Origin of the sequence: Planococcus massiliensis, assembly GCF_000821325.1 — a bacterium.
In the GTDB taxonomy this organism is placed as follows: Bacteria; Bacillota; Bacilli; order Bacillales_A; family Planococcaceae; genus Planococcus; species Planococcus ruber.
Genome location: NZ_CCXS01000001.1, coordinates 3,263,702 through 3,286,354 on the forward strand (window position 1 = coordinate 3,263,702; position 22,653 = coordinate 3,286,354).

Sequence of the window (22,653 nt, forward strand, 5' to 3'; positions counted from 1 at the left end):
ATGAGTAGGTTCTCTTATTAGCTTAACCGATATTTTTGAAGCTTCAAGACATATCTTATGCCCTAAATGTTTAAACATTTATAAAATCTTTACAATTTTCTGCTCTAAACTAGTGAAAAAAGACTAGTCATGTGCTATCTTAATAGAGCTATCTACTAGAGCGATAGGAAATTCGCTTTACCCAACCAAAGAATCGCCTGTTTATTCTCTCAATTGTAACATGAATCCTTTATTTTACATTTTCTATCCTACATCTAGAAAGAGTTGTTTACTAATGGACCCTATTTCATTCACGTATAATTGGCCGCTTGTCATTCTTTCCATCGTGGTCGCGATGTTCGCGGCATTCGTCGCCCTCGACATCAGCAGCCGCCTCGCGATTTCAAAGCAAGGCTTGAAGCGGCGATGGATCTTATCCGGTGCCATCGTCATGGGGCTCGGCATTTGGGCGATGCATTTTATCGCGATGCTCGCATTCCATATGTCGATGGAAGTAACGTACAGCGTGCCGATCGTTATTTTATCGATTCTTCCGGCGCTTGTTTCGTGCTGGGTTGCGTTCCGCATCATCAGCCGGCCGGCGAATTCATGGAAACGGCTGCTTGTCGGAGCGTTCTTTATCGGACTTGGCATCATTTCAATGCATTATATCGGCATGGAAGCGATGCAGATGGGCGCGGATATCCAGTATGATCCGTTTCTTTTCGCTTTGTCTGCCTTGATTGCCTTTGCTACTTCCCTTGCGGCGCTCCATCTGTTATTCCGTTTGCGCGGGTTGTCCAATTTCCACTGGGGCAAATTCGGCAGTGCGATTTTGATGGGCTTTGCGGTAGCGGGCATGCATTACACCGGGATGGCTGCAGCGACGTTTACACCGACAGAAGGCCATGTGCACGGCGGCGCTTCTTCGATGAACGGTACGCTGCTCGGCTACGCGGTCGGCTTTGGCGCGATGCTGATTTTGAGCCTTGCTTATAACAGCGTCCGCATGGACCGGCGCATCGCTGCACAGTCGGATGAATCGGAGCTGAAATTCCAGTCGGTCATCGAATCGGCCAATGATGCGATCATCGTCGCCGACCATACCGGCAGTATCAGCCAATGGAATAAAGGCGCTGAGCGCATTTTCGGCCATTCGGCGAAAGACGTGATCGGCAAAAAGCTGGATCTGATCATCCCGCCGCATTACCGCAAAAAGCATCAAGTCGGCATGGACCGCTTCTACCAGTCCCGGACGCCGCACGTCATCGGCAAAACGCTGGAGCTTGAAGGCTTGCGAAAAGACGGCAGCGTGTTCCCGATCGAGATTTCGCTTGGCACGTGGGAAACGGAAGACGGCGTGTTTTTCAGCAGCATCATCCGTGACATCACGGAACGCAAACTGGCCGATGAGAAAATCAGCAGCCTCGTCTACTTGGACCCGTTGACAGGCTTGCCGAACCGCCGCCTGTTCAACGACCGGCTCGCCTCCACTTTGTCGCGCGCTGCGGAAAACCAGCAGCGGTTCTCCTTGCTGTATTTGGATATCGACCATTTTAAATTGGTCAACGATACATTCGGACACGCAACTGGAGACAAGTTATTGATCGAAGTGACAGAGCGTCTGCAAAAGCATGCTGCGGAACGGGATACCATTTCCCGCCTCGGCGGCGACGAATTCATTCTTTTATTGCCGCAGACCGATTCCAGCAAAGCGGCGGAATTTGCCCAACAAGTCCTCGATTGCTTTAACGAGCCGTTCCAGTTTAACGGCGAGGAAGTTTTCATCACGCCATCAATTGGCATCAGCCTTTACCCGACGGACGGGGAAGACGCTGAAACCTTGATTAAGAATGCCGATCTTGCCTTGTACCGTGTGAAGGAAGAAGGCAAAAACAACTACCAGTTCTTCACAAAAGATATGAACGAAGAAGTTTCGCGCCGTTCGAAAATCGCCATCGGCCTCCGGAAAGGCTTGGACCGCGGCGAGTTCACCATTCATTACCAGCCGCAGATCGACATCAAATCCGGTGAAATCATCGGCGTCGAAGCGCTCGTCCGCTGGGTCCACCCGCATATGGGGCCGATTTCCCCGGGTGAGTTCATCCCGATTGCAGAAGAAACCGGCACGATCATCCAGCTCGGCGAATTTGTTATGCGAAATGCCTGCCTGCAGAATAAAGCCTGGCAAGATGCAGGATTGCCAAAATTCCGGGTGGCCATTAATATTTCGTCGCGCCAGTTCTCGCAGACGAATCTTAGCGACTTGGTCCACAGTGCCCTTACCGACTCCGGCCTTGAGCCGAAGTATTTGGAGCTGGAGCTGACCGAAAGCATCATCCAAGGATCCACGAGTGCGGTTGCGACGATGATGGAACTGAAAGCGATGGGCATCCATTTGTCGATCGATGATTTCGGAACCGGCTATTCCTCCCTCAGCTATTTGAAGCTGTTCCCGATCAATACTTTGAAGATCGACCAGTATTTCACGCGCAACATCCATGTCGATGTAAAAGACGCGGCGCTTGTCGATACGATTATCCGCATGGCGCATAACCTCGAGTTGAACGTGATTGCAGAAGGCGTGGAAACGAACGAACAATTGGATTTCCTGAAAGAACGCCAATGCGACCAGGCACAGGGCTATTACTTCAACCGTCCGCTGCCTGCAGAAGATATATTAAGATTGTACGGAGACCCGGCGCCTGCTGGGGTGTAACATGGGAAAAGGCTCTTGAGATGGAATGTCTCGAGAGCCTTTTTTGTTTTATACTGTCAAAATTCCTTCCGCTTCGCATCGGAGCTTGTAAACGTTCCGAATCCATTCATGTTCGTGAACAATTCTCTTTTCCATCTTCAAAAGCGTCCGCTTGCCCACGCGCCGGTCCACTAAGATAAGGATTCGGATAATGTGATTTTTCGACGCCAGCGATTCGGAAATCGGTGCGTTGAAATAAGATTCGAGCGCCTCGAAAAAGTCGTATTGTCCGTAGATTCCTTCTTGTTTGAGCAAATGATGGGCGATGTCCTGAATCCAGATATTCTCATCGACATCATCAAATTCGTAGAATTCCTGCGAGTGCCGCAGCGTCCATTCCTTTTCGTACTCTTCCCGCTCCGCCGTGATGGTGCACATGCTGAGCAATTCTTTTCCGTCCACCGTGATAACGGCGCGCCCAAGCCCGTCATGCGCTTTCCGGTAGTTGATGACTTGGTAATCCACTCGGCCAGCGAGCGATTCACAGGTCAGGCTCTTCAAATTCTTTTTCGCTTTGCTCCATTTTGGGCTGTACATTTCTCTCCTTATCCCCTCTTAATAGACCTGACTTAAACTTTTTCCAATCGCTTCTTGAAGCCGGTGGTAGGAAGAATAGGGTGCCAGCTTCATGTAGAAACTCTTCAATAACCCTTTGCAGTTCGCCACCAAAAACCAATAGTTCTCTTCAGGCAGCTGCTGTTTTTGAAGCAGCACTTTCTCCGGCATTTCCGTTAATAAATCTTCTATAAGCTTCAGGTCCATTCCGCGTTCCATCATTTCCAGAAGGGGCACCAATAGCCGCTCCTCTTCCGCATGGACATACACGCTTTCGGAGATAAAGATTTTATTCCATAGCGCTTTTGCGAATTCCGGGTAAGCCGCTGCATCCAGTTTCGGGTTTTTCACGAGTTCATCAAACGCATCCGCCGCATGGGCGACGCTATGCGCCCAGCCTTTTACCGGTACGTAGCCGCGGACATCCTGCTCTGCCGGCATATAGGCGAGAAGGGCTTCATGAGTTTTTTCAATCGCCGCTTCCGGCAGAAAATCATGCTTGTTGTCGCTGTAAAGAATTGCCGCAATCCAAAGCGATGCGAAAGAACGGGTGAATACTGTATCTGTTCCTTTCTCGCCAATGCCTTTAAACAGCAGCTCCAAAGAGATGTCGAGCAGCTCAGCCAATTGATCGCCCGTCAGCCGGTCTTCCATGATCCACGTCGAAAAGGTGCCATAAATCAGTCCGTCCCGGAGTTCACTGTCCACAGAACCGATATGGTCGGCCATCGATTGGATCAGCGAATCGTCTATCGCGTGTTCCCCTTGCAGTTCTTGCTTTAACTCTTCCTCTGTCATAGTTAATTTCCTCACTTGTTCAAATAATGGATAACTGCCATTTCCTTGTCGAACCAATTGCCTTCATCAATAAACCCTAAGCTTTTATACAGCTGATAGGCTTCCGTATTTTCGGGATGGTAGCCGACAACGATTTTCTCGGCGTTCCATTTTGTTTTCATTTCGTTCATCATGAGCTGTGTTGCCGCTTTGCCGATTCCTGAGCCTTGAAACTTCTTATCAATCATAATGCGGTAAATCCAATGGCCGCCCAGTTCTTCCGGCACCGTGTTGAACATCAGGAAGCCGGCAAGCGTGTCATCTGCGTAGATCGCATACGCTTTTAAGGTCGGCTCAAAATGCAGTTGCGCAATCGATACCGCATTCGGTTCGATATGGGCTGCTTGCTGCTCAGCTACTTCAAGCCCGCAGCAGGCATACCAATTTTCTTCGTTTATTTCTGTAATCGTGACATTTGTTGCGTTCATCTAGGTTCCCCTTCCAATTTGCGGGGAAAACGTAGATCTGTTCGTTAGTCCTTCGCAATCCTCTTGTTGATCGTATGAATGTGCATGTAATTATTTGACATAATGATCGCCTCCTTTAATGATTTTTCTTATGTATTCTTTAAATCCTCATAAATCGATACCGGCTGGGCTTCCACCCATACTTCAAAATTGTCCTTTTCCACATCGACAATCTGCTTCCAAGCTACTCCGAAAGGCAAAGTGAACGGCTCACTTGGCCGAATTCCCTTAATGGTCACTGATAGTCCATTTCCCAAATACTCCATCGCTGACAGCTTCACGTTTCGGCTTTGCTGCAGCCAACTGTCGTCGACCGTTCCGATGCACATCTTCAACTCCCCGCTCATCCAGCTTTTCAGCTCCAGCCATTCGCCAGTTTCAATATCTGTATCGGCAATGGCGATTATTGGAGTAAATCTGCAAATAAAACGGATCTCCTGCACGTATTCCGTTCTGACTTCAGCTTCAATCAAATAGCGTCCCTTTGTTTTAAGCTCCACAACATGAAAATTTACTTCCATCAAATCTTTCGGTTCCACTTCCACGATGACGATGCCGAACGGTGTTTGCAGCATATCGACCTCTCCTTAGGAAACTCATTTCCACACAAAAAACACCTTCTAAGATAAACATATCTCAAAAGGCATTTATTGGCAATCTATTCTGAAATTTCATCGCTACTCAAAAATCATACTCCGCTTCTTTCGCTTCCCGGATCTGTGTAAACGTCTCCGTCAAAATTACGGTGTCTTCCACCAGCCGCTCGAGGCGAAGACGGACATCGTCATTGACGATTTCTTTCCGGTAAAAGTCCTGTTCTTCAATAAACACAAAGGTCTGCACGAGCTGCGCTTTCATATAAGCGAGAATCGGCTTCAGCTGCAGTTCCGGAATCAGATAATGCTTCGCCGATCCCGCGGTGACAAACAGGCTGACGACTTTGTCACGGAACGCATTCACCGGAAGCAAATCAAAAATATTCTTCAACGTCGCCGGAATCGACGCCTGGAAAATCGGTGTGCCGATGATGATGGCGTCTGCTTCCATAAGGGTGCGCGTGACATAGCCTGTGTCGCCTTCGTATTCCAGGTAATTGCGGCCGTCGCTGAATTGGACGTCGTAATCCGCAAGGTCGAGCAAGACAGTTTCTGCTTCCGGATATTTTGCGGCGAGAATGCCGAGCGTGTAATCCATTGCGGTCCGGGTTTTGGATCCGACTCTTGAACCGGATAATCCTACAATTTTCATTTTCATCGCCTCCTATTTCGCCGTGTATTTTTTGATGGCCGGCAGGATTTCCGTGCCAATCAATTCCAGGTTTTTGCGGATGTTGTCAAACGGCATGCCGCCGAAATCGATTTGTGCGATATAGCGCTGGTGGCCGAACACTTCGTGCTGGTGCAGGATCTTTTCGATGATTTGCTGCGGGCTGCCGACGTTCATGATGTTTTGCGGATCGGCTCCTTGTGCGAATAGCTGTTTCGGAAAGCCTTGTCCGTTTGTCAGCTTCATGCCTTCGTTGATATGCGGGTACAGGTCTTTCAATGCTTGCTGCACCGAATCCGCTGCGTAGAAAAAGCCTGCTGTAGCAACTGGCAGCTGTGCCGGGTCGTGTCCGCCTGCTCTTGCCGCTTGCCGGTAAGCATCAATCGTGTGTTTGAAAACAGCTGTGGAGCCGCCAAGATGCGCCATAAACATCGGCACGCCGGCGTATCCCGCTTTCATTGCACTTGCTGGCGTCCCGCCGACTGCGCGCCAAATTGGCATCGAACCAGTCACAGGGCGCGGCAGCACGCGTGCGTCTCTTAGTGGCGCACGGAACTCGCCATTCCAATTGACCACTTCTTCTTCGTTCAACTTCAGCAGCAATTCGAATTTCTCTTCGAATAATTCCTCGTAGTTCCGGACATCGTAGCCCAGCAAGTCGAACAAGCCCACACGGGACGCACGCCCGGCAACGATTTCTGCGCGTCCGCCTGAAATCAAATCGATCGTCGAAAAGTCTTCATAGACCCGCACCGGATCGGACGTGCTGATGATCGTCGACGAACTTGCGATTTTAATCTTTTCTGTTGCTTGTGCAATTGCCGACAGCACGACCGTATGCGCTTGCGTCGCGAAATAGTCCTGGTGGCTTTCGCCGACGCTAAAGAAATCCACGCCAGCCTGTTCCGCAAGTTTCGCGTATTCAATAATTTCATGGACCCGTTCTTTTGCAGAAATCCGTTCGCCTGTCAGTGGATTCGGCAAATGGTCCCCCAATGTGTAAATTCCAAATTCCATCCCTTTGCTTTCGTCAATGCGATACTTCTCCATCTATTCCTCCGCCTTTCCATCTATGGTACTAGTATAAACAGTCTTTCCCGCAACTATCTAGAAGAATGTCTCGAATTCAATGCATTTCAGCCAAAGGTCTGAAGGAAAAAATAAAACAGTCCGGAAAGAAGCACGATGGCTCTCCCTGGACTGTCTCCATTTTTTATCCGACTGTTTTGATGGCCGGCGCAGCCGTTGTCAAGCGCATCAATTCCACACGGCCTTCGATGCCTTTCAAGTTCGCCGTGAAGGCTTCAAGCTGCATGCCGTTTGCATCCAATAGTTTCCGCAAATTCGCCTGTTCCATATAATCGCTGCTAAAGACGATGTCGCCGCCTTCCGCTTGCCCTTCAATGCGCGCTGCGATATTGACGGTGCGGCCGAAATAATCGAGCCGGTCATTTGAATTCACGGCAATTGCCGGTCCGCTGTATAAACCGATTTTCAAAACGATGTCTTCATTCGCACCGTCATTGAACCCAGCCAGATTCTGTTGGATTTCAAGTGCCGCTTTCAAGCCGTCTTCCGGCAAATGGAACACCGCCATTACGGCATCGCCGATGGTTTTCACGACGCTGCCGGAGTTTTTCGCGATGTGCTGCGTCAAAAATTCAAAATGCCGGCGCACCTGGCCGTAAGCTGCGGCATCACCGACCGATTCGTATAACGACGTCGAGCCTTTCAAATCCGTGAACAGGATCGTCACCCGGTCGATGCCGATTTTCTTGCCGGGCGACAGCACTTCCGACGAAAACAGATCATGGAATTCTTGCATCGCCGTGACTTTCGCCGCCGTGACTTTTTCGGCATTCCATGAATCCTGCTCCAGCACGATGACGATATCGTTCGAACTGGAATTCGTGATTTCGACTTCTGACGGATTTCCAATCGATGCAAACGACCACCCTCCATCGGAATAAACCAAGGAATCGCGCCCTTTTTGCATCTCGCCTGTCTCAAACCGCACTTGATCATTCGCCTGGACTACCCGTACCCGCAACGATTCCAAGCTTTCGGGAATGTTGAGTAAAACGGTTTCCCCTATCCCAACGATTTTCTGCATCTTTACGTGCGGCGTAATCATCGGCCCGCCGACGCAATACACTTCCGCATACGCTTTTCGTACAGCCGGATGCACCGAAAACTGCAATTCAACGTATTGGTCGAAATTCGCGTCGTAATTGATGCCGCACAAGTCGCAGTGGAATTGTTCGGTGATGTCCGACAACGAATTCTGTTCCGACTTCGATATGCGGCAATTCGGGCAGATCAGATTCCAGCTCAAGTTCAGCATGCCTTCTTTCGTTGCATACAATAACAGCCGGAGCACTTCGTCCAAGTCCGCATGCCATAAATTCGCAAGCAGCGCGGGTTCGATATGGGCGACATCTTGGCTGCTTTTTTCGATCAAATAATCATGAAGCAGTGCCACATACTCCTCTTTCACCGGCCGCTTCCGCAATGCCGCTTCCAGCCGCTCGAGTTCATCGAGCTGCACTTTATGGTTGGGTGATTTCTGCGGAGCATTGAACGGATCGTCCGCTCCCGATGCCAAATATTCTTCCAGGTACTTCATGCTGTTTTTCATCGACTGCAAACCGATGAGCGGAATCGCGGCAGCACCTAAAGCGTTGCGCGCTTTGAACGAAGCCTTGATGCGCACGCCGGTTTTATTCGGCGAACCGTCTTTTGCTTCGAATAGTTCAACACCCCACAGGTAATAGTGAAGCGGGCCGCCGATATAGCGACGCTCCACGGAATACGCGCGGTTCTCTTCCCACTGGAACGGATATTCCCGCCAGTGCAGCGGAACCGTGTTGGCAATTTTCGCCCGGCCTTCTCGGAAAAAAACACCGTTGCCTTCTTTTTTCGCTTCACTGAAGGCGACCGGAAAAAGGCCGATGTATAAATTCAAGCGATTGTTGTCGCTCAGCAATTTCCAGATCGTTTCTTTACGAAGCGGAAATTCCCGCTCCATCGTATAATTCTTTACTGCATAATTCATCTGCTTCGCTCCTAAGATATCGCAATCGCTACAGCTAATAAAATCACATGGAAGATCTGGTCAGCCATGATGGACAGCCAGACCTTTTCAGGCCCTTTAGCTGTTTGGACACGGCGTACCCAGAAAGCGACAAAAGTTTTGCGGTCTAAAATGATGTGGCCGATGAAGATGAGAGCGATTCCCCATAGCGACAAGCCGCCGGATAACCAGCCGACACTCGCCACTATGATTGTATAGACCGACACATGGGTCAATAAAGGCAGCCATTTCGTCGCCTTGTATTTCGCCATCCAGGAAGTCTGCAATAGAAAATCACCAATTAAATGCCCGATTAACACCCAATCAAACTGGCTCATAGTTTATACTCATCTTCATGTTCAATATCGCAGTCATCAAAGTCATAATTGCATTCTTCGAGGATGCTGATGAACGCATCGACAATTTCTGCATCGAACAGCGTGCCGCGGCAACGCAGGAGTTCCGCTGCACTTTCCCGGTACGACAAACCAATGCTGTAAGAACGGGTCGTCGTCATCGCATCGAACGTATCCGCTACGCCGACGATTCTTGCAAATAGCGGAATGTCCCCTTCTTTTAAAGCATCCGGATAGCCGGAGCCGTCCAACCGTTCATGATGCGAACGTGCCGTCTCGATCGCATAGACCATCGAAGACTTCGGTTCCATATTCGATAAGATGTCCGCTCCGATGACAGTATGCTGTTTGATCAATTCATATTCATCGAACGTCAAACGCTCCGGCTTTCGGAGCACTTCATCCGTAATGCCGATTTTGCCGATGTCGTGGAGCAGCGCCGCTTTATAAAGTTCTTCCCGCATCGTCAATCCCAAGCCGAGGCGTTCCCCGATCCAGACGGAATATTTCGCTACCCGTTCCGAATGCCCCGCTGTATACGGATCCCGTGCATCCAGCACTTTTGCGAGCGTTTTGATCATGCTGACGAACATTTTGTAGAGGGCATCGTACATTTGGCTGTTCTGCAGCGCAAGTGCGGATTGGTTCGCGAGCGCTTCGGCAAGTCTCATGTCTTGTTCCGTGAAGAAAGCGGTGTGTTTTTTATTCAGCAATTGCAAGGCGCCAAGTACCGTATCCTTTACAATCAACGGTACGGTGATCATCGATTTCGTTACAAAGCCGCTTGAATGGTCGACCCGGTTTGTCCAGTTCGGATCGGCCGCTGCGTTTTCAATCAGCTGTGCCTGGCCTTCCGTAATGACTTTTCCCACAATGCCTTCATCTTTTTTCAATTTGATATTTAAAATGGTTGAAGACGAGGGGCCGAAAGCCGCCACCGCCTTGATTTCTTCTTTCTCATCATCATCCGTTACCCAAAGCGTCCCCGCTTCCGCGCCGACTACTTCCACCATCTGCAAAAGAATGTTCTGAAACACCTCTTCGATCGCCAAATTAGCATTCAATTGCTTCGATGCATCCAATAAGGTTAAAAGCTCCTGCACTTTCCCTTCTAACTCCGCTATCCGCTCCACATGATTCCCCCATTTTTCAATTAACGTCTTTATTTACTCTATCGGCCATTTCCACCTTTCTTTTAACGGGGAACTTTCTGCCATGAATTCCTTATCTGAATGAATTGCTCGCAAATGATGGTGAGTTTCCCTCAAAAAAGCTCTTAATAAAAAAGCCGGCACCTTTTGTCACCAGCTCAGCTGAAAAGTTTCATCATGCAATCATATTTCCAATCCACTCAAAAATCATGGCCAAGAGATAAAGCGGTACTCCCACAATCAGCATCCCGGCAAAAATATAGCCTAAGCCTTTCAGCAGCATTTTCATCACATCATAAATAGCTCCAGCCAAATCGTCGATAAAGCTCAGCATCCAGCGCACCCCTTTCATCGAATCCCTCGCTTTTTTGCTTTATCATACCATTTCAAAAATTAATAAAATAGATTTTTTCCAGTTTTATTCCTTTTTCTTTATAAAAAATGCCTCTTCGGATGGCTAACTCCGGAGAAGCAAATTTTTCAGCGTTAAAAATAGCGTTTTTAATTTTTGATGCAGTCCGCCTTTATCCGCAAGTCTCAATCGGCTGAATACAACTCAGAAACAGTAACAAGTTCATATCCTTCCTCTTTTAAGAACGCTAATACTAATTCGACTGCTTCAACAGTAGACTTATGAATATCATGCATCAGAATGACAGACCCGTCTGAGATATTCTCCTTGACTATGCTTAGCACTTCATTTGGATTATGTGATTTCCAATCCAATGTATCAATTGTCCATAATACCGCCGGCAACCCGATTATTTCTCGCACTTGATCATTTACAGCACCATATGGAGGCCGGAAAACTGTAGGCTGTTCGCCCGTTGCATTGAGAATTACTTCATTAGTCATTTCAATTTCCTGTATAGTCTCTGTTTCGCCAAGGGAAGTTAGATCTTTATGGGACCAGGTATGATTTCCCATTTCGTGGCCTTTTTCAGCAATTTCTTGAGCTGCTTCCGGATAGAAATCCACTCTATTCCCTAGCATAAAAAAGGTCGCTTTGGCATTATATTCATCCAAGAGCTGAAGAATCGCTGCCGTATTAATGGGATGGGGGCCATCATCAAACGTAAGAGCAACCTGCTTCGTATCGAATGTACGGTCCTCTATCTTCTCCCATTCGCTTTCCTTACTTGATTTTGATTTTTCTTCGCCTTCATTCTCAAGATCCATTGTTTTTCTCCACTCATCTGTCAACAAATCGCTCATTTTATCAAGTGGGATGGAGATCTCCGGCGAACCTGCTGCCCCAGCCGCAATCTCGTATTTATTGAACTTAAAGAAAACGGAGTTAGTCGTCAGGTACATATTGGCAAACATATTACGTTCATCTTCAATCCATTCCTCAAGTAATTCATTCAATACATAGGAGCTGTACTTCTCGGAACTTTCGATGCGGCTAAGCAATAACTGATGAATTGTATCCCGGGTCTCTTCATTATCATTTAAAATTTCCGTTTGCTGGATAAACCGTTCCTTTTGAATATCAGCTAGAAACACTTTTGAATTTTGAAATCCGTTTGCTCCTGTAACGTAACTTTCCTGAGTAAAGACAATAGCGTACATATTTTCAGCAAATGGATGGAGGTCGAAAGAAATATGCAATGACGCGGAATTGCCTTTAAGATCGTCCTTGTTTCTGTTTACCTCGGCGAGGAATTCCTGCATAGACTTATTTATGTACTTATGAATATCCTCATTTAAAGAGCTAACTTTAAATTCCGGATAATGGATGGAGATATTATATGTTGTTTCTTCGGTTACTGCAGTATGTATGTCGATTCCGGTGTATGCGGATTGTTCCGTTTTCTTGCTGGTTTTGTTGTGTGAAGAGTAAACATTGTCCTGTTCTACAAAAGAATTTACTGCTAGAAGAACAGCTGTAATACTAAAGAATAGTAGAATATTCTTCGTTAACTTTGTTGGCCTCATCCTATTTCTCCTTCTTGAAGTTTCGTTCTGTTTACTAAATAGACGCAGGAACCTGCCCATTTTGTTTTCGAGAATAAACATTTTTAATAGAAATAACTTCCTGAAACGAAGGTCATCCTGATTTTTTAATAATAAAAAGGCAAGCACCTTTTTCTTCTTCAACAGAAGCGAAAGACACTTGCCATGTTTTCAACTTAATGAAGATATTTATCCCCGACGAGGATATCGGAAATAATATCCGTTGGAATTTCAAACGCTACTGCTCCCATATATCCAGGCGCGACTTCATATTCGTCGAATGCGATAGTTAACTTATGGTCGGGGCTGATATAAAATTGCTGGTCTGGATTAATTTGTGTAAAAGGCTCCATTTCGTCTTCTGAAATAAAATAAACCTTATTCGGATCTGCTTCCATCTGTTGCCTCATTTGTTCTTTGATGTTTTCGCTAATCACAGGTATATATTGATCGTTTTTAAATAAGCTTTTCAAAGTAATTAACAACTCATTCTCTTTATCAATCACCACATAATGGTTTTGCACATATCCGGAAGCTTGTGTGATTTCGGTACTTCGGCTGATGGATAGCAGCTCTGGAGTATCTGTGATAATTTCAAAATCACTATTAATTGCTAAATGTTCATTTTTATCGGCCGCAGCAAACTCTTTATAGAGCTTTTTACTTTCTTCTAAGTACTTTTCGTTTACGCTGTTTTCTAATGCCTTATTATCAAGGCCAGAGATGGCAGGTGTTTTTATAGTAATACTTGTGTTATTTGCTGCTTCATTGAGTTCATTGAAAGTTAGTACTTCCACAATTCCTTTCATAATAGGCACTTTCGACATGGCATTTGCTACATCCGGACTGAAGTTGACGGTTGCAGTGAGCAATAAAGCGGCTGCTACTGGCCACATAAACAAATGTTTTTTCCTTTTCTTTTGCGGTATCGTCTTTAAGATGATTTCATCCAATTCCTTTGGAATGGGTACATTCTTATACGCTTCCCTCAAGTCTTTTAATTTTTTATCCATTTAATAATCCTCCTCAACAATGGTGATATGTAAGATCTTTAATCCTTTGTATAGCCGAGTTTTTATTGTATTAATATTTTCATCAAGAATTTCTGCGATTTCCTCCAGTTTCAAATCCTCAAAGAAGCGAAGGGCAATGACCGTTTTATACTGTATCGGCAATTCATCTAAGGCCTTATGGAGATCCATGTCTTTATAGGTATCTTCCTTTCCAGCGCTTAAAAAATCAATCATGCCGTCATCAGCCAGAGATACTTTCTTTTGCTTTCTTACAAGGTCAATGGCAGTCCTTACTACGATTTTATAAAACCAGCTTTTCATTGCATTCGGGTCTTTTATTTTGTCCAAAGAAGTCAATGCTTTTTTTATCGATTCCTGAACAATGTCCAATGCATCTTCCTGATTTTTTACATAGCTGTAGGCCAATCGATAAAAGTCTTCCTTGTGGTCGGTAATACAGGCGATAAATAATTGATGTACATCATATGTCTTCATTTCATTTCAAGAGCTCCTTTTTTTAAAAAAATACATTTCATAACTAGTTACATAATATAGACGTTGTAGCTTAACAAAAAAGTTTGCTTAAAGTGGATAGATTCATCCTTAAAAATAATCCGTCACTTAAAGAAATGTTTTTTTGCAATCACTAACTATAGAAAACGCAGATTCATCCGCTGAAAATGCACCTTTTTATTGGATAATTCTTATTCAAGCAGTTACCTTTAAAACATTCTGCCCCTTTATAATTACAACAATGAACGTTTCAAAAAAGACCCGAAACTATAAAAAAGACGTTCATAAAAGTGTGCAGCCACTTTACGAACGTCTTCTTATTTATGGATACATTTATGGAACGGCAACCCGTTCAAATTTCCCAGCTTTATTGTTGCTTAACAAACTATATTATTAGTTTGAATTATTTTATTCAACCGTTACGGATTTCGCCAAGTTGCGCGGCTTGTCCACGTCGCAGTCGCGGTGAAGCGCTGCGTAGTAAGAAATCAATTGCATCGGGATGACCGATACTAATGGTGACAACAATTCATGGACTTTTGGAAGCACAAGGCTGTCGCCGTCTTCCTGCAAGCCTTCCATTGAAATGATGCAAGGGTGTGCGCCGCGCGCCGCTACTTCTTTCACGTTGCCGCGGATGCTCAAGTTCACCGCTTCTTGCGTTGCAAGGGCGATTACTGGTGTGCCTTCTTCGATCAAGGCAATCGTACCGTGCTTCAATTCGCCGCCGGCAAAGCCTTCTGCTTGGATGTACGAAATCTCTTTCAATTTCAATGCGCCTTCTAAACCTACGAAGTAATCCATCACGCGGCCGATGAAGAAGCAATTGCGTGTTGTTGAAAGGAAATCGCGTGCGATTTGTTCCATTTCTTCTTTCATGTCGACTTGCGACTGGATCGCGTTCGCCACGATTCCCAGTTCCTGCACAAGATCAAAGCCGATGTCGATTCCTTTAGACTGCGCAGTAACAGCAGCCAAGATTGAAAGGACAGCGATTTGCGCTGTGTAGGCTTTTGTTGAAGCTACAGCAATTTCAGGTCCTGCATACAACAATAACGTATGGTCAGCTTCACGTGAAAGCGTTGAGCCCGCTACGTTTGTGATCGTTAGTGACGGATGGCCGAGTTTCTTGATTTTCACCAATACTTGGCGGCTGTCTGCTGTTTCGCCTGATTGTGAAATAAAGACGAATAGCGGTTTTTCAGAAAGAAGCGGCATGTTGTAGCCGAATTCACTTGCTACGTGCACTTCTACTGGAATGCCAGCCATTTTCTCCAAATACTCTTTTCCGATCAATCCCGCGTGGTAGCTTGTACCTGCAGCAATGATGTGGATGCGGTCCGCTTGTTTCACCGCTTCGATGATTTCCGGCTGGATCGTTAATTTTTCATCCGCGCCTTGGTAAGCTTGGATGATTTTGCGCATCACAGCTGGCTGCTCATCGATTTCTTTTAGCATATAGTGAGGGTAAGTCCCTTTTTCGATATCGCTCATGTCGATTTCCGCTTTGAATGGCTGGCGGCTGACCGCTTCCCCGTCCAATGTTAGGATTTCGACGCTATCTTTGCGGACGATGACGATTTCTTTATCCATCAATTCCACGAATTGATCCGTGATTTGCAGCATCGCCATTGCGTCGCTTGCTACAACGTTAAAGCCGTCGCCAAGGCCGACAAGCAATGGGCTCTTGTTTTTCGCAACAAAAATTGTCTGTTCTTCTTCTGCATCAAGCAAAGCGATTGCATAAGAACCTTTCAATAACGTCAAGGTTTTGCTGAACGCTTCTTGCGTTGTCATGCCTTCTTCGACAAATTTGCCGATCAATTGCACAACGATTTCCGTATCTGTGTCAGACTCCATTTCTACGCCAGCCAAGTAATCGCGCTGAATGTGGTGGTAGTTTTCGATGACGCCGTTATGCACCAACGTGAAACGGTCATTTTCGTTCTGGTGAGGGTGCGCATTGACACGGTTCGGTTTTCCGTGAGTCGCCCAGCGCGTATGTCCGATTCCCGTCGTTCCAACCACTTCATCTTCTACGACAGCACGCAAGTCAGCGATGCGGCCTTTTTCTTTAAAGACGGTGACGCCTTTGCCGTTGCGTACCGCGATCCCTGCTGAATCGTAGCCGCGGTATTCCAGGCGTTCAAGCCCTTTTAACAAAATTTCTTTCGAGTCGTTTTCCCCAATATATCCAACAATTCCACACATATTCCAATTCCTCCAATTATCTGCAAGTTAAAATAAGCATTTGCATGCGTTCGCAAACACCTTAGTAAGCCCATCCATACCGTTGTACAGCCGATTGCTCCGCTGCTTTAAGTATTGGATATGACGACCGGGCTTCGCGGCCGGGAGGTATCCGCCGAAATCTCGATACTCCTCCTCCTCGTCTACTGGAAACTGACTTGTCCGTCCAATTTTTCCAGTACAGGCGCTTTAACTAGTTTCCTCGTACGCATTACTATCCCCCTTTTTCTGCGGCCCTAAACAGGCAACTTTATCATAACCTCTAACCTGCGCCGCGTCAACGATACACCATTGAAATAGGGCTTAAGGCGAGAACCCGATGGTGCGAAAGACTGGAAAGAATTCGGACATAAAATCGGGTATTCTTCACACGAATAATTGGAAATTTTCTAAGGCTGATACATGTGAAATAAAAAATGCGCGCGTTGGGCTGAATTTGCGTGCGTTCAACTGAATTTACGAGCGCTAGCCGCGTTCACACTCACCATTTGCTCCCCATAAAAAAAACCGGAAGCATTTGCCTCCGGTCCGTCTCGATCTATTAAACTTAGTTCATACCCATTTCTGCTCGCACTACTTCAGCAATGCGCTCCACGTAGCTTTCACAGTCTTCCACTGAAGCTGCTTCCACCATCACGCGGACAAGCGGTTCAGTTCCGGACGGGCGCACAAGGACGCGGCCGTTGCCGTTCATTTCGCTTTCCACTTCTGCAATTTTCTCTGCCACTTTCGCATTATCCGTCACGGCGTGTTTGTCCGTTACGCGGATATTGACGAGCTTCTGCGGGAAAATCGTCATTTCCTCTGCCAGCTCAGACAATTTCTTGCCGGTGATTTTCATGATGTTGACCAACTGCAAGCCTGTCAATAAACCATCGCCGGTTGTATTGTAATCAAGGAAAATGATGTGGCCGGATTGTTCGCCGCCCAAGTTATAATCGTTGTTCTTCATTTCTTCCACAACGTAGCGGTCGCCGACAGCCGTCTGCTTGCTTTCCATGTCATGCGCTTCCAATGCTTTATAGAAACCCATGTTGCTCATTACGGTAGAAACGACCGTGTTTTTCTTCAATCTTCCTTCTGAATGCAGATGCTTCGCGATGATGTACATAATCTGGTCGCCATCTACAATGGTTCCTTTTTCATCCACTGCGATCAACCGGTCGCCGTCGCCATCAAACGCGAGGCCGATATCCGCTTTTTTCGCTACGACCAACTCAGCCAATTTTTCAGGATGCGTCGATCCCACATGGTCGTTGATGTTCAAGCCGTTTGGTGAAGCACCCATCGTTGAAATGTCTGCATCCAAATCAGCAAATACGTGCGTAGCCAAACTAGAAGTGGCACCATGTGCGCAATCAAGCGCCACGTGGATGCCGGCAAATTCTTCGTCTACGGTCTGTTTCAAATACTGGATGTATTTCTGTCCGCCTTCAAAATAATCCGTGATGCTTCCAAGATCTCCGCCAGTCGGGCGCGGCAATGTATCTTCTTCCGCATCAAGCAATGCTTCGATTTCAAATTCCTGGTCATCTGACAATTTAAAGCCATCCGAACCGAAGAATTTGATGCCGTTGTCTGCCACCGGATTGTGTGAAGCAGAAATCATGACGCCGGCTTCTGCGCTCATGACGCGAGTCAAATAAGCAACGCCTGGTGTGCTGATAACGCCGAGGCGCATCACTTCTGCACCGACGGATAATAGGCCGGCTGCCAGTGCGCCTTCCAACATTTCCCCGGAAATACGCGTATCGCGGCCGATCAAGACTTTCGGTTTGCCTTTCGAGCTTTTTGTTAAGATGTATCCGCCGAAGCGGCCTAATTTAAATGCCAATTCCGGTGTCAGTTCGGTATTTGCTACACCACGCACACCATCAGTTCCAAAATATTTTCCCATTATTTTCTCTCCTTCAATTCCTATGCTTGAATTGTTTTATCCTGCTTCAGCCAAGGTTGCCCTTTAAAACCATTATGACGGATTGTCATTAGCCAATTCCGGATTTTCCACGTCTTTTGGCAACTGGACCGATTCGTCCACAGTAATTTCCGCTTCAATCTTCAGTTCACCAGGCGACACGCCGCTCGTGCCTTTCGGTTTTTTCAGCTCCGCTTCCACCGTCGTATCGGTCGGTGTAATGACTCCGGCGTTGACTTCGACGACAAACTCCGTCAAGGCATCCACCACAGACGGAGGGCCGGAAATCTTCACGGTTTCACTGGACGGCGTCAGCGACTCGATCGTGACGCCAGTCGGCGGCTCGCCGTTTTCTTCAATCGAAACAGGAATTTCTTTGCTGTATTCTTCAATATCCACGGCCACTTCGACCGCTTCCGGTTCAATCGTAACGTTTTCAAGCTTCGTCAAATCATTCGCCAGAACCCGGACCCGTGCTTCCGTCGTAAAAGAATCGTCCAGTCCTGCTTCCCCCGTAACGGTCGCTTTCACAAAACTGATGGCATCAATGACGCTCTTTGGACCGGTAACTGCCACCGTCTTCGGCTCCGCACTTATGCCTTTCAGCACAAATCCTTCTGCCAGCAAGCGCTCGTTGATTTCCGGATCAATCCGGAATTCCTGCGTAACCCGTTCTTCAATCTTAATATCAATAAAAGCCGGGGAGATCTGCACGCGCAGCTCTTCCGATAAATTCTCCGTTTGGATCGGCACTTGGTGTTCGCCAAGCGTTAAATTGCGCAAATCCACAAACAGCGTGAAATCCTTCAGCTGACGGGTGGTCTGCACAATGCTCGTAGGACCTGAAATGGTCAAATCGACGGTTTCCGGCAACCCGCTGACCATCAAGTTTGTATCATCATAGAATACTTCGAGTGCCACGTCTTTCAGCTCTTCTGTCACGGTGCCGCTGCCAGCCGAATCGACCGCCTCGTCTCCCGATTTCACAGTGAAAAACAGAAGAAACGCTAAAAGAAGGGCCATAATCCGCAAAAACCAAGGGTTATCCATCATTTTATCCATTCTTTTTCCCCCTCCAATTCCAACGGGAAGAGTCGGCAGTCTGCTGTTCTGCACCAAACCAGATGCGGCGCAATTTCACTTCAAAGTCTTCCAACGACAGATTGCGGTGCAAATCGCCGTTTGCCGTCAAACTGATGGCGCCGGTTTCCTCCGACACAATGACCGTAATCGCATCCGTCACTTCACTGATTCCGAGTGCTGCACGGTGCCGCGTCCCCAGTTCTTTTGAGATGAACGGACTTTCCGACAACGGCAAGTAGCAAGCGGCGGCGGCGATCCGGTTTTTCTGGATGATGACGGCGCCGTCATGCAAAGGCGTATTGGGGATGAATAAGTTAATGAGCAACTCTGACGTAATGTCCGAGTTCATCGGGATGCCGGTTTCGATATATTCGCTCAATCCCGTTTCGCGTTCGATCGAAATAAGCGCACCGATGCGGCGTTTCGCCATATAACTGACCGATTTCGACATCGCATCAATTAAGCGGCCCCGCTCCGATTCCTCATTCAATTGGCTGCTCGAAAACAGCTTTCCTCGCCCCAATTGCTCTAAAGCACGGCGCATTTCGGGCTGGAAAATGATGATAATGGCCAAAAATCCCCAATTCAATACTTGCTGCATAATCCATCCAAGCGTTTCCAAATTGAGTGCCTGGGTAATCAGATACGCAATAATGATAAAGAAGATTCCTTTTAACAATTGGACGGCTTTCGTCCCTTTAATAATGGTGATCAATTTATATACAACGAACCATACCAATAAAATATCAATGACATTCACTAAAAGTTCGAGTGGTGTTTGGTCGGTTAAATTCTCCAAAAACGGCATCTGCAACCCTCACTTTTCAACATCTGCATATCTAACAGTATAGCATAATAAAATCGCGCCTGCCTCGCCCGGAGGGGGTCTAAAAGGCATAAACTCTCTTCAAAATTTTTACAATGCGTTCGATAGAACCCATTTCCAACTCATTTGGCCCACGCGATTTCCGTTCCATTGCCAAACAGCCGAACTTTCTTCCCTAGGCCTATCCCGCAAAAATTTTTTATAAAAAAACAACTCCATAAGCCGGTGGTGCTGGCTTACAGAGTTGTCTCGTTATTCTTCTGTATCTTCGCTGCCGCCAAAAATGGAAGCCGCTTCTTTTACGCCTGATTTGATCTGGTACCAGAGCCATTCGAAAGCCCGGTCGATTTCATCAATTTCTCCGGTAATGACACCGCTTGATGCCATATACTTTCCGTTGACGATAGTGACATCACCGCGCAGTTCACCCTCTACCCGGATGTCGCCGTTTCGGACCGTAATGTCTCCCGTCACGACTTCCCCTTCCGGTACAACCACTGTCTCGCCTTCCACTACCAGGTTTTCCTGTTTCGTGAAGGCGAATTGCTGATCGTTGTTGAAGTTCGTGAACAAAGCCGCACTCATCAAGATGCAAAACAGCGCGGCCGCTGTCAGAATCGGATTTTTGCGGAGCCAGCGCTGGACGCCGCCTCGCTGGCTTTGTTTCGGCAGCCGCTGCATCGTCTTTTGGACAAAATCGGCAGGTGCCTGTATATGAGATGCACTTTGCACAAATGCAATCGTTTTGGTCAGTTCGTGGTATTGCTTTCGACAATCGATGCAGCTCTCTAAATGCGCCTTCAAAACCGCTTCATCGGCAGCATTTATATCCCCATCTAAATAATCATCCATATACTGAATGATGTTCTCCGGACACGTATTCATCGTGCTCGCCTCCTACAAATTGCTCAATTGCTTCCGAAGAGCTTCTCGTCCCCGGTGTATCCGCGTTTTCACGGTCCCAAGCGGCAAATCCAAAATTTCGCTGATTTCCGCCAGCGGCAATTCTTCAATGTACTTTAATACAATAGCGGCACGGTACTTATCTGGCAAGCGGCTGATCTCATATTGCACGCGTTCCTGGACTTCCATCCGCATCAGCTCTTCTTCAGGGAGCTGATCATCATTGGCAATAGAGGAGTACATATCCAAGCCTTCCGTTCCGCGCACTTCCGCATCCAGATGGTAATCCGGCTTTTTCTTGCGGATCCGGTCAATGCATAAATTCGTCGCAATGCGATAAAGCCATGTCGAAAATTTACGCTGCTGATCGAACGTATGAAGATTGACGTAAGCACGCATAAACGCTTCCTGCGCAATATCTTCCGCTTCATGCTTATTGTTCAGCATGCGGTAGCAGATTTGATAAAGCTGGTGCTGATACAGCTCAACGATTTCGGCGAATGCGTTCTGATCGCCTTTTAACACTTTTTTTATTCGTTTATTGACTAACGCATCCATAATCTCATTTCCCTCCGCCTATGCGGCTGTCTTTTATATACGGACTAGATTTCAAAAGGTTTCAAATTAAATTTTCTTTTTACAAATCTCTTTCTATCGTATCAAAGTTTACCCATTTAAATCCATGAAATTCTGAAGCTCTTTCCGATATAAAAGCTTTTCCCAATAAAAGACGAAGTTTTGCCCATAAAAAAACAGGCTTTCGCCTGCTTTTCGTGCGTTTATACTAATTTTTCACCAAACAGCGAACCAATCAATGCGACCGCTACATCCGCCGTCCGGTTCTTTTCATCCAAAATCGGATTGACTTCCACAAACTCGGCAGAAGTGATGATGCCGGCGTCAAATAATAATTCCATTGCCAAATGGCTTTCGCGGTAAGTGATCCCGCCCGGAACCGGCGTACCGACACCAGGCGTGTAAAGCGGATCAATGCCGTCAAGGTCCAGCGATAAATGCACGGCATCTGTCCGGCGCTCTTCTTTCAAATATTGAATGGCATCTGCAATGACTGCATTCATGCCCATTTTATCGATTTCGTGCATGCTGTAAACGCGGATGCCGCGCTCTTTGATGAGTTCGCGCTCCCCTGGATCAACCGAACGCGCACCGATAATGACGATGTTTTCCGGCTTCACTTTCGGCGAATAGCCGCGGATATGCGTCAATTGCTCGTGTCCAAGCCCGAAGCTTGCAGCAAGCGGCATGCCGTGGATATTGCCAGATGGCGACGTGTCGCTCGTATTCATGTCGGCGTGCGCATCATACCAAATGACGCCCAGGTTTTCATGGCGTTCGGAAATGCCCGCAAGCGTCCCGATCGCAATGCTGTGGTCGCCGCCTAATACTAATGGAAAGTTTCCAGCTTCCGCCACTTCAAAAACTTTTGCGCCAAGTGCTTCAGTTGCTTCTGTAATCACTTTCAAATTGCGCAGGTTCGTATGTTCTTCGACTGAACCATCTGCTTGCCCGATTTGGATGTCCCCTTCATCCTTCACCGTATAGCCGAGGTCCTCGATGCGCTCCACCACGCCAGCGTAGCGAATGGCACTTGGCCCCATGTCGACGCCGCGGCGATTTTGCCCGTGGTCCATTGGTACACCGATAATCGATACATTCTTTTTATTCATGATTTTATTCCCCCTTACCAAGATGCATTCATTGTAACTGCTAAAGGGGACTTGGCTCAACCGT

The 22,653-nt window shown here is 47.0% G+C and carries 21 protein-coding genes; 1 reads left to right on the forward strand and 20 read right to left on the reverse strand.

The annotated features are described in order from the left end of the window. Positions 1 to 274: 274 nt before the first annotated feature. The gene (locus BN1080_RS16355) at positions 275 to 2,698 is read left to right on the forward strand and encodes a bifunctional diguanylate cyclase/phosphodiesterase (RefSeq protein ID WP_052653973.1); all 2,424 of its coding nucleotides are present in this window, start codon (positions 275 to 277) and stop codon (positions 2,696 to 2,698) included. A gap of 48 nt (positions 2,699 to 2,746) precedes the next feature. Here the strand turns inward: BN1080_RS16355 and BN1080_RS16360 are convergent, their stop codons facing one another. From BN1080_RS16360 to rocF, 20 genes are all read right to left on the reverse strand, one after another. Next, the gene (locus tag BN1080_RS16360; RefSeq protein ID WP_052653976.1) at positions 2,747 to 3,274 is read right to left on the reverse strand and encodes an SF0329 family protein; all 528 of its coding nucleotides are present in this window, start codon (positions 3,272 to 3,274) and stop codon (positions 2,747 to 2,749) included. Positions 3,275 to 3,292: 18 nt separating this feature from the next. Further along, a complete protein-coding gene (locus BN1080_RS16365) occupies positions 3,293 to 4,090 on the reverse strand; it encodes a DUF2785 domain-containing protein (protein ID WP_052653979.1) in 798 nt (265 codons plus the stop codon). An 11-nt stretch (positions 4,091 to 4,101) separates the two neighbouring features. Then, the gene (locus BN1080_RS16370) at positions 4,102 to 4,557 is read right to left on the reverse strand and encodes a GNAT family N-acetyltransferase (protein ID WP_052653982.1); all 456 of its coding nucleotides are present in this window, start codon (positions 4,555 to 4,557) and stop codon (positions 4,102 to 4,104) included. Between the two features lie 128 nt (positions 4,558 to 4,685). Further along, the gene (locus tag BN1080_RS16375; protein WP_052653986.1) at positions 4,686 to 5,171 is read right to left on the reverse strand and encodes a hypothetical protein; all 486 of its coding nucleotides are present in this window, start codon (positions 5,169 to 5,171) and stop codon (positions 4,686 to 4,688) included. Between the two features lie 106 nt (positions 5,172 to 5,277). Next, complete coding sequence (locus tag BN1080_RS16380; protein ID WP_052653989.1) at positions 5,278 to 5,844, reverse strand: NADPH-dependent FMN reductase; 567 nt, start codon at positions 5,842 to 5,844, stop codon at positions 5,278 to 5,280. Positions 5,845 to 5,856: 12 nt separating this feature from the next. Then, positions 5,857 to 6,912, reverse strand: a complete 1,056-nt coding sequence (locus BN1080_RS16385; RefSeq protein ID WP_052653992.1) for an LLM class flavin-dependent oxidoreductase — start codon at positions 6,910 to 6,912, stop codon at positions 5,857 to 5,859. A 163-nt stretch (positions 6,913 to 7,075) separates the two neighbouring features. After that, entirely contained in the window at positions 7,076 to 8,917 is a 1,842-nt protein-coding gene (locus BN1080_RS16390; protein ID WP_052653995.1) for an adenylate/guanylate cyclase domain-containing protein, read from the reverse strand. Between the two features lie 11 nt (positions 8,918 to 8,928). Continuing rightward, positions 8,929 to 9,273 (reverse strand): DUF3307 domain-containing protein, encoded by a 345-nt coding sequence (locus BN1080_RS16395; RefSeq protein ID WP_052653998.1) that lies wholly within the window; start codon positions 9,271 to 9,273, stop codon positions 8,929 to 8,931. Beyond that, entirely contained in the window at positions 9,270 to 10,424 is a 1,155-nt protein-coding gene (locus BN1080_RS16400) for a GAF and HD-GYP domain-containing protein (RefSeq protein WP_052654001.1), read from the reverse strand. The genes BN1080_RS16395 and BN1080_RS16400 overlap by 4 nt, the downstream gene beginning before the upstream one ends. A gap of 193 nt (positions 10,425 to 10,617) precedes the next feature. Beyond that, positions 10,618 to 10,776: a hypothetical protein gene (locus BN1080_RS17295; protein ID WP_199876637.1), complete on the reverse strand. Its 159-nt coding sequence runs from the start codon at positions 10,774 to 10,776 to the stop codon at positions 10,618 to 10,620. A 203-nt stretch (positions 10,777 to 10,979) separates the two neighbouring features. Next, positions 10,980 to 12,380 carry a polysaccharide deacetylase family protein gene (locus BN1080_RS16405; RefSeq protein ID WP_199876638.1) on the reverse strand — a complete coding sequence of 467 codons (1,401 nt, stop codon included), beginning with the start codon at positions 12,378 to 12,380 and terminating at the stop codon, positions 10,980 to 10,982. Between the two features lie 194 nt (positions 12,381 to 12,574). Further along, on the reverse strand, positions 12,575 to 13,411 hold the full coding sequence (locus tag BN1080_RS16410; protein ID WP_052654007.1) for an anti-sigma-V factor RsiV: 837 nt from the start codon (positions 13,409 to 13,411) through the stop codon (positions 12,575 to 12,577). Next, positions 13,412 to 13,906: an RNA polymerase sigma factor gene (locus tag BN1080_RS16415; RefSeq protein WP_052654010.1), complete on the reverse strand. Its 495-nt coding sequence runs from the start codon at positions 13,904 to 13,906 to the stop codon at positions 13,412 to 13,414. Between the two features lie 426 nt (positions 13,907 to 14,332). Continuing rightward, complete coding sequence (gene glmS, locus BN1080_RS16420; RefSeq protein WP_052654013.1) at positions 14,333 to 16,135, reverse strand: glutamine--fructose-6-phosphate transaminase (isomerizing); 1,803 nt, start codon at positions 16,133 to 16,135, stop codon at positions 14,333 to 14,335. A 586-nt stretch (positions 16,136 to 16,721) separates the two neighbouring features. Further along, complete coding sequence (gene glmM, locus BN1080_RS16425) at positions 16,722 to 18,071, reverse strand: phosphoglucosamine mutase (protein ID WP_052654016.1); 1,350 nt, start codon at positions 18,069 to 18,071, stop codon at positions 16,722 to 16,724. Between the two features lie 72 nt (positions 18,072 to 18,143). Further along, positions 18,144 to 19,151, reverse strand: coding sequence for a CdaR family protein (locus BN1080_RS16430; protein WP_052654019.1), 1,008 nt, complete (start codon positions 19,149 to 19,151; stop codon positions 18,144 to 18,146). Further along, positions 19,144 to 19,980, reverse strand: a complete 837-nt coding sequence (cdaA, locus tag BN1080_RS16435; protein WP_052654022.1) for a diadenylate cyclase CdaA — start codon at positions 19,978 to 19,980, stop codon at positions 19,144 to 19,146. Before cdaA ends, BN1080_RS16430 begins: the two co-directional genes overlap by 8 nt. Before the next feature lie 270 nt (positions 19,981 to 20,250). Further along, on the reverse strand, positions 20,251 to 20,883 hold the full coding sequence (locus BN1080_RS16440) for an anti-sigma factor family protein (protein WP_052654025.1): 633 nt from the start codon (positions 20,881 to 20,883) through the stop codon (positions 20,251 to 20,253). Positions 20,884 to 20,895: 12 nt separating this feature from the next. After that, the gene (sigW, locus tag BN1080_RS16445) at positions 20,896 to 21,459 is read right to left on the reverse strand and encodes an RNA polymerase sigma factor SigW (RefSeq protein ID WP_052654028.1); all 564 of its coding nucleotides are present in this window, start codon (positions 21,457 to 21,459) and stop codon (positions 20,896 to 20,898) included. Between the two features lie 221 nt (positions 21,460 to 21,680). Beyond that, positions 21,681 to 22,589: an arginase gene (gene rocF, locus BN1080_RS16450; protein WP_052654031.1), complete on the reverse strand. Its 909-nt coding sequence runs from the start codon at positions 22,587 to 22,589 to the stop codon at positions 21,681 to 21,683. Between the last annotated feature and the right edge of the window lie 64 nt (positions 22,590 to 22,653).